Raw genomic sequence first — 10,724 nt, 5'->3', positions numbered from 1 at the left:
GACCTGGTCGGGTCCTTCACCCCCGACATGCGCGAGGCCGATGACGCGGCGATGCGCCGCGCAGGACAGGCGTATGAGAAGCGGTGACGCAGGTGATGATGTCTGCGGTCCGCACCGCCGGTTCCGCCTCCGCGACCGCTTCGATCGAAATGCCCGGAAGAGACAGGCCCTCCGCCAGGGCCCGGGCCTTGCCGGCGCTGCGGTTCCAGATCGTCACCCGCCGGATCGACGGACGGACGGCGAGGAGATAGCGGATCTGGGTCTCCGCCTGGGCGCCGGCGCCCAGCACCGCCAGGGTCCCGGCGTCCGGCCGCGCCAGCAGGCTGGCACCAAGGGCGGAATCGGCCGCGGTCTTGGCCCGGGTGAAGCTCTCGCCGGTGATCACGGCCTCGGGCCGGCCATCGACCCCGTCGAACAGCACCACCACCGACCGGACGGTCGGCCCGGCGCCGGCGGCCTCGTTGCCCGGGAACACCGCGGCCAGCTTGGCGCCCAGCGCCAGGCCGGGCTGCCAGGCGGCCCAGGTCAGCAGGCTGTTGCCGGCCCCCGGCTCCTGCAGCAGCAGCCGCTCGACCGCGCCGATGCCCTCGATGTGGCCGATGCGCAGCTGCTCGACCAGCCACAGCGGGTCCAGCGTTTCCGCCAGCGCATCAGCGTCGATCAGGATCGGCGCCGCCACCGTCACGCGTCTTTCAGCAGCCGCAGGGCGTCGTAGACCGCGGCGTGGATGTTGCGGGAGGAGACGGCGTCGCCGATCCGCCACAGGATGAAGCGGCCCTCGGGGTTGCGCGCCACCGCCTGCGCCCGGCCGGCGATCATCGCGTCGTAATCGACGGCGCCGAGGTTGCCCGACAGCGGCTTCAGCGCGAAATACAGCTCGTCCAGCGGCAGGGTGCCGTGTTCGACCACCACCTGGTCGGCGCGTTTTTCGACCGTGCGGCGCCCGTATTCGTCGCGGAAGCTGGCGACCAGCCGGTTGCCGTCGCGGCGCACGCTCTCCAGCCGCAGGTTGATCGTCACCTGCACGCCGTGCTCGGAAAAGGCGCGGAAATAGGCGGGATAGCTGGTGCCGCCGACATCCGGGGCCAGCATCCGCTCCGGCGTCACCAGCTCCAGCCGGCTGCCGGCGCCGGCGATGAACTCTGCCGCGGTCAGGCCGGGATGGGCGCCGTTGTCGTCATACAGCAGCACGGTCTCGGCCGGCTTGGCCGCGCCGGACAGGATGTCCCAGCTGGTGGTGACCAGGTCTTCGCCGGCATCGAGGAAGCTGGTGTTCGGCAGGCCGCCGGTCGCGACCACGACGATGTCGGGGTCTTCGGCCAGCACGTCGCCGGCCTCGGCATAGGTGTTGAACCGCATCGCCACGCCATGCCGCTCGCACTGCGCCACGCGCCAGTCGACGATGCCCATGATCTCGCGGCGGCGCTGCAGCCCCGCGGTGATGCGGATCTGGCCGCCGGGCTGGGAAGCCGCCTCGAACAGCGTCACGGCATGGCCGCGTTCGCCGGCCACCCGCGCGGCCTCCAGCCCCGCCGGGCCGGCGCCGACCACCACCACCTTGCGGCGTGGGCCGGTGCTGCGGGCGACGACATGCGGCATCGTCGCCTCGCGCCCGGTGGCGGCGTTGTGGATGCAGGCGGCCTGGCCGCCATAGATGCTGTCGATGCAGTAGCCCATGCCGACGCAGGGCCGGATCTCGTCCTCACGCCCCTCCATCACCTTGCGGGCGATGTGCGGGTCGGCCATGTGTGGCCGGGTCATCCCCACCATGTCCAGCTTGCCGGCCTCGATCGCATGGCGTGCGGTGGCGACGTCCTGGATGCGGGCGGCGTGGAAGGTCGGCACCTTGGTCGCGGCCCGCACCTCGCCGGCGAAGTCGAGATGGGGGGCGGAGCGGGCGCCCATGCCGGGGATGACGTGGGACAGCGCCTCGTCGGTGTCGATGTGGCCGCGGATGACGTTGACGAAATCGATCAGGCCGGACGCGACAAGACGGTTGGCGATCTCCAGCCCCTCGGCCTTCGACAGGCCGCGCTGCCAATCCTCGTCGCAGACCATGCGGGTGCCGATGATGAAGTCCGGCCCGACCCGGTCGCGGATCGCGCGCAGCACCTGGAAGGCGAAGCGCAGCCGGTTGTCCAGGCTGCCGCCGTAGTCGTCGTCGCGCCGGTTGGTGGCCGGCGACCAGAACTGGTCGATCAGGTGGCCGTAGCATTCGAGCTCGAGCCCGTCGAGGCCGCCGGCCTGCACCCGCTCGGCGCCATCGGCATAGGCGGCGACGATGCGGTCGATGTCCCAGTCCTCCATCGCCTTGGGGAAGGCGCGGTGGGCCGGCTCGCGGATCGGGGAGGGGGCGACCACCGGCAGCCAGTCGGCCTTCGACCAGCTGGTGCGGCGGCCGAGATGGGTGACCTGGATCATCACGGCGGCGCCATGCGAATGCACGTCGTCCGACAGCTCCTTCAGCCAGCGCACCACCTCGTCCTGGTACAAGAGGATGTTGCCGAAGGCCTGCGGGCTGTCCGGCGCGACGACGGAGGAGCCGCCGATCATGGTCAGGGCGATGCCGCCCTTGGCCTTCTCGGAATGGTACAGCCGGTACCGTTCCTTCGGCATGCCGTCCTCGGTGTAGGCCGGCTCATGCGCCGTCGACATGAAGCGGTTGCGCAGGGTCAGGTGGCGCAGACGGAAGGGCTGCAGCAGGGGATCGGTGGTCGGCATGTCTCGGGCGGCTGTGGCTGGCGGGCGGTGTCACTGTCGGCTGGCGGAGTGATGGTAGGCCAGCGCTTTCCGATGCCGGCATGCCTTGGATCGATGCCAGACCCCTGCGGCGTGGGAACCTTACTGCAAAAGGATATAAATATATCCTTATATAGGAATTGACGGCAGCAGGGCCGGCGCCGATACTGGTGGAGTCGTGGTTCTCCGGATCCGTCCGGAGCTAAGAGGGAAGCCGGTGCGCCGCAAGGCAACTCCGGCGCTGCCCCCGCAACTGTCAGCGGCGAGCCGAAATCCATCAGTGTCACTGGGATCCCGCGATCCTGGGAAGGCCGGACGGAGGCGACGACCCGCAAGCCAGGAGACCTGCCACGTCGCAAAACGTCCTCGGGCGGGGTGTCCCGGTGAGTCGCTTGCACTGCCACGAGGGAACTCCGCGTGGCGGCTGTCCGCACGCGTCCGCCATGGCCTTGCCCCCAAACCATTTGGGGTTGCGCCGTGTCAAAATCTTCACTTCCCGTTGCCGTGCTCGGTACGCCGCGCATCGGTCCGCGCCGCGAGCTGAAGCTCGCGCTCGAACGCTTCTGGTCGGGCAAATCAGACGAAAAGGCCCTGCTGGAGACGGCCGCCGCGCTGCGTGCGGCGAACTGGGCGCGCCAGCATGCGCTCGGCGTCACTGTGATTCCGTCGAATGACTTCTCGCTCTACGACCAGGTGCTGGACACCAGCGTCATGGTCGGCGCCATTCCCGCGGCCTATGGCTGGACCGATGGCCCGGTCTCGCTGCAGACCTATTTCGCCATGGCGCGCGGCTCGCAGGCCGATATCCAGGACAGCGGCTGCGCCCATGGTCCTGAGCACGGCCACGGCGTGCCGGCCCAGGAAATGACCAAGTGGTTCGACACCAACTACCATTACATGGTGCCTGAATTCGCCGAGGGGCAGCGCTTCGCCCTGGCGTCGCTGAAGCCGGTCGAGGAGTACCGCGAGGCCAAGGCGCTGGGCTACCAGACCCGGCCGGTGCTGCTCGGGCCGGTCACGTTCCTCAAGCTGGGCAAGAGCCACAGCCCGGCGCTGGACCCGCTGTCGCTGCTCGACGGCCTGCTGCCGGTCTATGCCGAGGTGCTGCGCCGGCTGGCCGCCGAGGGCGCCGAGTGGGTGCAGCTCGACGAGCCGTGCCTGGTACTCGACCTGGACGATGCCGCCCGGGCCGGGCTGCGCCATGCCTATGCCGAGCTGGCGCGGGCGGCGCCGCAGCTGAAGATCCTGATCACGACCTATTTCGGCGGCCTCGGCGACAACCTCGCCACCGCGCTGGCCCTGCCGGTGGCGGGCCTCCATCTCGACCTCGTGCGCAAGCCCAGCCAGCTCGCCGCCGCGGTCGATAAGGCGCCGCGCGAGCTGGTGCTGTCGCTCGGTGTCATCGACGGCCGCAACATCTGGCGCACCGACCTGCCGGCGCTGCTCGACTGGCTCGAGCCGATCGTCGCCGCGCGCGGGGCCGACCGCATCCAGATCGCGCCGTCCTGCTCGCTGCTGCACGTGCCGATCGATCTGGAGCTGGAGCAGGACCTCGATGCCGATGTGAAGAGCTGGCTGGCCTTCGCCGTGCAGAAGATGGGCGAACTCGCGGCGGTCGGCCAGGCCCTGGCCCGCGGCCGGGACGCCGTGACCGGCACGCTCGCGGCGTCCGCCGCTGCGGCCGCGGCGCGCAAGGTCTCGCCGAAGGTGCATGATGCCGCCGTCGCCGCCCGCATCGCCGCCGTCACCCCTGATATGGCGAAGCGGGACAGCGAATTCACCACGAGGGTCGAGCCCCAGCGCCGCCGATTCAACCTGCCGCTGTTCCCGACCACCACGATCGGGTCGTTCCCGCAGACCGCCGAAATCCGCCAGGCCCGCTCGGCGCATGCCAAGGGCACGCTCAGCGACGCCGACTACACCACCTTCCTGCGGGAGGAGACGGCGCGCACCATCCACTGGCAGGAGGAAATCGGCCTCGACGTTCGGGTGCATGGCGAGTTCGAACGCACCGACATGGTGCAGTATTTCGGCGAACAGCTCGCCGGCTTCGCCTTCACCCAGCATGGCTGGGTGCAGTCCTACGGCTCACGCTGCGTCCGCCCGCCGGTGCTGTATGGCGACGTGTCACGGCCGGAATCGATGACCGTCGGCTGGTGGAGCTATGCCCAATCGCTGACCGAACGTCCGGTCAAAGGCATGCTGACCGGCCCGGTCACCATCCTGAACTGGTCGTTCGTGCGCGACGACGTGCCCCGCAGTGCTGCCTGCCGCCAGATCGCTCTGGCGATCCGCGACGAGGTGCTCGACCTGGAGGAGGCCGGGGCAACCATGATCCAGATCGACGAGGCGGCGCTGCGCGAGGGCCTGCCCCTGCGCAAGGCCGACTGGAAGGCCTATCTGGACTGGGCGGTGGACAGCTTCCGGCTGTGCTCGTCCGGCGTGCGGGACGACACCCAGATCCACACCCACATGTGCTACTCGGAGTTCAACCAGATCATCGACGCCATCGCTGCGATGGATGCCGATGTGATCTCGATCGAGACCTCACGCTCCAAGATGGAGCTGCTCGATGCGTTCAAGACCTATCGCTATCCCAACGAGATCGGGCCGGGCGTCTACGACATCCACTCGCCGCGCGTGCCCGATGTCGAGGAGATGAGCGTGCTGCTGCGGCTTGCCCGCCAGCGCCTGTCCGACCGGCAGATCTGGATCAACCCGGATTGCGGCTTGAAGACCCGCCGCTGGGAAGAGGTCCGGCCGGCGCTGGTCAACATGGTCGCCGCCGCGCGGGAGCTGCGCACGGCCGCCTGATCAAAAGGGTGGGCTGACCGCAAAGAAAAAGGGGGAGGCACGTGCCTCCCCCCGTTTCGTCCTGTCTTGGCTTACGCCGCTTGTTTCGGCTTACGCCGCCTTCGGCAGCACGCCGTGCGGGTCGAGCACGAACTTCTTGGCGGCGCCCTGGTCGAAGCTCTCATAGCCCTGGGCGGCGTCTTCGAGCGAGATCACCTGGGCGTTGACGATCTCGGCGATGTTCAGCCGGTCGTGCAGGATGGCCTGCATCAGCTGGCGGTTGTACTTCAGCACCGGGGTCTGGCCGGTGTGGAAGGATTGCGCCTTGGCCCAGCCCAGGCCGAAGCGCAGCGACAGGCTGCCCTGCTTGGCGGCGCTGTCGACGGCACCCGGATCCTCGGTGACGTACAGGCCCGGGATGCCGATCGATCCGGCGGCGCGGGTGATCTCCATCATCTGGTTCAGGACGACGGCCGGCTGTTCGCCGCCGCTATGGCCGCGCGCCTCGAAGCCGACCGCGTCGATCGCGCTGTCGACCTCGTTGCTGCCGGTCACCTGGGCGATCATGTCGCCCAGCCGATCGCTGGCCGACAGGTCGATCGGCTCGAACCCGACCTTCCTGGCATGGGCCAGCCGGTCCTTGTTGAAGTCGCCGACCATGACCACCGCCGCGCCGAGGATGCGGGCGGAGGCGGCCGGGGCCAGACCGACCGGGCCGGCACCGGCGACATAGACGATCGACCCGACGCCGACGCCGGCCTTGACCGCGCCGTGGAAGCCGGTCGGCAGGATGTCGGACAGCATGGTCAGGTCGCGGATCTTGGCCATCGCCCGATCGCGGTCCGGGAACTTCAGCAGGTTGAAATCGGCATAGGGCACGGTGACGTAGCGGGCCTGCCCGCCGATCCAGCCGCCCATGTCGACATAGCCATAGGCGCCACCGGCACGGGCCGGGTTCACCGTCAGGCAGACGCCGGTGTCCTGCGACTTGCAGGTGCGGCAGCGGCCGCAGGCGACGTTGAACGGCACCGAGACGATGTCGCCGACCGAGAGCATCTCGACATCGTCGCCGGTCTCGATCACCTCGCCGGTGATCTCATGGCCGAGCACGAGCCCGGCCTGTGCCGTGGTGCGGCCGCGGACCATGTGCTGGTCGGAGCCGCAGATGTTGGTGGACAGCACCTTCAGGATGACGGCGTGCCCGATCTTGCGGCCGCTCGGCGCCGCCAGCTTGGCGTCGTCGATGTCCTGGACCTCGACCTTGCCGGGCCCGAGATACACCACGCCTCTGTTCTTGCTCATCTTCGTCTCCTCCCAAGGAATCGTCGTGATTTGAACCGGGCCCGGGACCGCGTGGTCCCCGGCCCGGCTAGAGGGTCGATGCCGAAAGCGAGCCGCCGCGGCGCTGGCCCTGGGGCCTGCTGCCGAGGACGGCCAGGAACAAGGTGCGAAGGCGGTCCGCGTCCGGGGCCAGCGGCATGCGCCGGTCCAGCCGCGCGATCTCACGCCGGGCGGCGGCCTGGACATCCGCCTCGATCGGCAGCCACATCAGCCAGTCGAGGAAGACCTGCTCCGGCGGCGGCAGGGACGGGACCGATTCCGCTGTGACCGGCGAGCGCCGACAGTCCGAGGCGATGGCGCTGCCCATGCTCAGGCCTCGATCTCGATCGCCGACAGCGGTTTCGAGCAGCAGGCGAGGATGAAGCCGTCGTCGATCTCGTGGTCGAGGATGCCGCCATTGTGGTTCATCTCGACCTCGCCGGACAGCTTCTTGACCTTGCAGGTGCCGCACAGGCCGAGTTCGCAGGCGGCCGGGATGCGGACGCCCGAGGCGCGGGCGGTCTGCAGCACGGTCTGGCCGGGCAGGCAGTCGCCGGTCATGCCGGACAGGGCGAAGCGGACCGGGGTCGGCGCCACCGCCGGTTCACCCGGCACGCCCTCAAGCGGCTCGGTGACGGGCGCGGCCGGGGCCTCGGGCGGCGGTGCGCCGAAGCTCTCCTGGTGGTAATGCGCCATGTCGAAGCCGGCGGCGCCCAGCATGTCGCGCACCGCCCGCATGAACGGGTCGGGCCCGCAGCAGAACACCTCGCGGTCCCGGAAATCCTGGACCAGCAGCGGCATGCGCACCGCGTCGATCCGGCCCATATGGCCGAACCAGCTTTCGCGCGACGACCGCTCCTCGATCAGGAAGCCGAGCGACAGCCCGGGCATGCGGCTGCCGAGAAGCTCCAGCTCCTTGCGGAAGATGATGTCCTCGGGCCGGCGTGCGCAGTTGACGAAGGCGACATCGGTCCACGGCGCGCAATCGTTCAGCCAGCGCAGCATCGACATCATCGGGGTGATGCCGGACCCGGCCGAGATGAACAGGTACTTGCCGGACGGGTGGTTGTGATGGGTGAAGTCGCCGGCCGGCCCGTAGGCCTTGATGCGGACGCCCGGCGTCAGGTGGTCGAACATCCAGCGCGTGCCGATGCTGCCGGGCTGCGCCTTGACGGTGACGGAGATCGAGAACGGGCGCGACGGGCTGGACGACAGCGTGTAGGTGCGCATCACCAGCTCGTCGCCGACCGGCAGTTCCAGCGTCACGAACTGGCCCGGCTGGTAACGGAACCAGGTCTGGTTGTCCGAGCGGAAGGTGAAGGTCTTCACCTCCGGCGCCTCGTCGAACACGCCGACGCATTCCAGCACCTGAAGCCGGTCGTTCCACGGCACCATCTGGTCGAGATGGCGGTAGAGCGGGAGATCTGCCGTCACTGCGTTCAACGACGCCTCCCCTTTATGCGACCTTGAGGCGCGGCTTGCTGCCTTCGGCCAGGCGCGGTTCCATGAAGCGGGTATACCAGTCGACGAACTGGATCACGCCGCCTTCATGCATCTCGGAATAGGGGCCCGGCTCGTAGGACGGCGACAGGATGCCGAACGCATTCTCTTCGACGATCCGGCGATCCTGGTCGTTGGTCTCGGTCCAGACATGGGTCAGCTCGGCCAGGTCGTAGTCGACGCCTTCGACCGCGTCCTTGTGGACCAGCCACTTGGTCGTCACCGCCGTCTCGGTGGCGCTGATCGGCAGCACGCGGAAGGTCACGGCGTGATCGATCAGCACGTGATTCCAGGTCGTGGGGTAGTGGTACAGCATCAGCGCGCCGATGCGATCGGCGGTGACCTGGTCGGACAGGCCCTGCTTCACCGCCCGCTTGCCGGACATGGTGTAGCTGACCGCGTCGCGCAGCAGCGGCGCCCGGATCGCGCGGAACTGGCCATCGGGATCCATGCGGAACCGGGCCGACAGTCCGGCCGCTTCGCACTTCTCCCAATGCGCCGTCATCTCCGGATCATCGCCGCCGCCGCCCACGCCGGTGACGTTCGGCGCCTCGGAGTAGGTCTTGCACAGCTCGGGATGATTGGCCACGCAGTGATAGCACTCGCGGTTGTTCTCCCAGACCAGCTTCCAGTTGCCCTTCTCGATGATCGTGCTCTCGAAGGCGATCTTGGCGTCGGTCAGCCGGTGCGGCAGGAAATACGGCTCCATCAGCGCGCGGAACGGCGCGAAATCCGCCGGCTGGTCGGCCAGGCAGATGAAGATGTAGCCGCCGACGCTGTGGCAGGCGACCGGCTTCAGCCCATACTGGGTCTTGTCGAAATCCTCGGCCATCTGGCGCGCGAACAGCAGGCTGCCGTCGAGGTCGTAGGTCCACTGGTGATAGGGGCAGACCAGCCGGGCCGATGCGCCCTTCGGCTGGTTGCAGACGCGGCTGCCGCGATGGCGGCAGGTGTTGTGGAAGGCGCGGATCTGGCCATCCTGGCCGCGCACCAGCACGACCGGATAGGCGCCGATCTGGACCGTGAAGTAGTTGCCCGGCTTGCTCAGCTCGCAATCATGGCCGACGAACAGCCAGTCGCGATACCAGATCATCTCCATATCGAGCCGGAAGAATTCCGGGTCGGTATAGAAGGGCTGATCAAGGCTGAAGCCTTCGCGGTGGCTGCGGAGCAGCCTCAGCATGTTATCGCGCGCGTCCATCTTCCGTCCCCGGACCTTAACAAAGACTGACTGGATGGGGCGCAGAGGAAGGAATGGCGGCCAGCCGGGATCGGCTGGCGCATTCTGCCTCTTGACCGCCCACCGCGATCAGTCGGGTTCACCATGCTCAGGGCTGGTTTCCGGGCTTCGGAACCGTCCTTGCGGACCGTCTCGACCCTTCCCAGGCTTGCGGCCCAGTGGTCTTTTCGAGACGCTTAGGCTCCGCCACCGTTGCGGGGGCAGCACCGGCATTGAACCGGCTTCCCAATTCTCCGCCGACCCTCCCAGGCCGACGGCACCCTGAACACCCTGATTGAAGCACGGCCGGGGGTGACGCAGACTCGCGAAAGCGACATCCCCTGTGCATCCGGCGACACGCGCCGCGAGCGGTTATTCCGCCCGGACGAAACAGGCCGCCTCGGTGCCGCCTTCGGCAGGCCGCAGCACCGGGCGGGCGTCGGCGCAGCCCTCGACCCGGATCGGGCAGCGGCTGACGAAGGGGCAGCCGGCCGGCGCCGCCAGCGGGCTGGGCAGGTCGCCGGACAGGATGATCTTGCGGCGCAGCCGCTGCAGCTTCGGATCGGGCAGCGGGATCGCCGACAGCAGCGCCTCGGTGGAGGGGTGGCGCGGTGACGCGAAGACGTCATCGGTGGCGCCCTGCTCGACGATGGTGCCGAGATACATCACCGCCACCCGGTCGGCGATGTGGCGCACCACCGACAAATCGTGGCTGATGAACAGATAGGCCAGCCCCAGCTCATCCTGCAGTCGCACCAGCAAGTTCAGGATCTGCGAGCGGATCGAGACATCAAGCGCCGACACCGGCTCGTCGCAGATCAGCAGCTTCGGCGACAGCGCCAGGGCGCGGGCGATCACCACGCGCTGCCGCTGCCCGCCCGACAGCTCGTTCGGATAGCGCCTGATGTGCGACGCCGGCAGGCCGACCAGGTCCAGCAGCTCCGCCACCCTTCGGCGCTGCTCCACCCCCGGCGTGCCGCGGATCGCCAGCGGCTCGGCGATGCTGTCGCCGATGCGCATCTTCGGGTTCAGCGCGGCGCCCGGGTCCTGAAACACGATCTGGGCGGCGCCGGCGATGGCGCGGCGTTCGGCCGGTCCGGCGCGGGTCACGTCGCGGCCGTCGAAGGACACGTTGCCCCGGGTCGTCCGCTCC

Annotated in this window: 8 protein-coding genes and 2 riboswitches; of the genes, 1 reads left to right on the top strand and 7 read right to left on the bottom strand. The window is 68.8% G+C overall.

Features of this window, described 5'->3' with window-relative positions; genetic code table 11:
- Positions 1-16 precede the first annotated feature (16 nt).
- Both AC3XYG_RS31600 and AC3XYG_RS31595 read right to left on the bottom strand, forming a co-directional pair.
- A complete protein-coding gene (locus tag AC3XYG_RS31600) occupies positions 17-685 on the bottom strand; it encodes an ornithine cyclodeaminase family protein (RefSeq protein ID WP_489143855.1) in 669 nt (222 codons plus the stop codon).
- Positions 682-2,721: an oxidoreductase gene (locus AC3XYG_RS31595; protein WP_489143854.1), complete on the bottom strand. Its 2,040-nt coding sequence runs from the start codon at positions 2,719-2,721 to the stop codon at positions 682-684. The genes AC3XYG_RS31600 and AC3XYG_RS31595 overlap by 4 nt, the downstream gene beginning before the upstream one ends.
- Positions 2,722-2,901: 180 nt before the next feature.
- Positions 2,902-3,106, top strand: a riboswitch (cobalamin riboswitch).
- 110 nt (positions 3,107-3,216) lie between these two features.
- On the opposite strand from AC3XYG_RS31595, the gene metE reads away from it, so the two are divergent.
- The gene (gene metE, locus AC3XYG_RS31590; protein WP_489143853.1) at positions 3,217-5,553 is read left to right on the top strand and encodes a 5-methyltetrahydropteroyltriglutamate--homocysteine S-methyltransferase; all 2,337 of its coding nucleotides are present in this window, start codon (positions 3,217-3,219) and stop codon (positions 5,551-5,553) included.
- A 90-nt stretch (positions 5,554-5,643) separates the two neighbouring features.
- Here metE and fdhA read toward each other — a convergent pair whose 3' ends face one another.
- From fdhA to AC3XYG_RS31565, 5 genes are all read right to left on the bottom strand, one after another.
- Positions 5,644-6,834, bottom strand: a complete 1,191-nt coding sequence (gene fdhA / locus AC3XYG_RS31585) for a formaldehyde dehydrogenase, glutathione-independent (RefSeq protein ID WP_489143852.1) — start codon at positions 6,832-6,834, stop codon at positions 5,644-5,646.
- Between the two features lie 67 nt (positions 6,835-6,901).
- Positions 6,902-7,180: a hypothetical protein gene (locus AC3XYG_RS31580; protein WP_489143851.1), complete on the bottom strand. Its 279-nt coding sequence runs from the start codon at positions 7,178-7,180 to the stop codon at positions 6,902-6,904.
- A 2-nt stretch (positions 7,181-7,182) separates the two neighbouring features.
- Positions 7,183-8,286 carry an FAD-binding oxidoreductase gene (locus AC3XYG_RS31575; protein ID WP_489143850.1) on the bottom strand — a complete coding sequence of 368 codons (1,104 nt, stop codon included), beginning with the start codon at positions 8,284-8,286 and terminating at the stop codon, positions 7,183-7,185.
- A 22-nt stretch (positions 8,287-8,308) separates the two neighbouring features.
- A complete protein-coding gene (locus AC3XYG_RS31570) occupies positions 8,309-9,535 on the bottom strand; it encodes an aromatic ring-hydroxylating oxygenase subunit alpha (protein ID WP_489143849.1) in 1,227 nt (408 codons plus the stop codon).
- Positions 9,536-9,667: 132 nt separating this feature from the next.
- Positions 9,668-9,871, bottom strand: a riboswitch (cobalamin riboswitch).
- 72 nt (positions 9,872-9,943) lie between these two features.
- On the bottom strand, positions 9,944-10,724 hold a 781-nt coding region (locus AC3XYG_RS31565; RefSeq protein ID WP_489143848.1), incomplete at its 5' end, for an oligopeptide/dipeptide ABC transporter ATP-binding protein.

Source organism: Inquilinus sp. (genome assembly GCF_057815775.1).
Note: the sequence above shows the minus strand (reverse complement) of the source record. Positions and strands in the feature narration are given on the sequence as shown.

What these genes read in the sequence shown, in the direction of transcription:
- AC3XYG_RS31570 (WP_489143849.1), bottom strand. Translation starts at nt 9,535, where the DNA reads ATGCTGAGGCTGCTCCGCAGCCACCGCGAAGGCTTCAGCCTTGATCAG.
- AC3XYG_RS31580 (WP_489143851.1), bottom strand. Translation starts at nt 7,180, where the DNA reads ATGGGCAGCGCCATCGCCTCGGACTGTCGGCGCTCGCCGGTCACAGCG.
- fdhA (WP_489143852.1), bottom strand. Translation starts at nt 6,834, where the DNA reads ATGAGCAAGAACAGAGGCGTGGTGTATCTCGGGCCCGGCAAGGTCGAG.
- AC3XYG_RS31595 (WP_489143854.1), bottom strand. Translation starts at nt 2,721, where the DNA reads ATGCCGACCACCGATCCCCTGCTGCAGCCCTTCCGTCTGCGCCACCTG.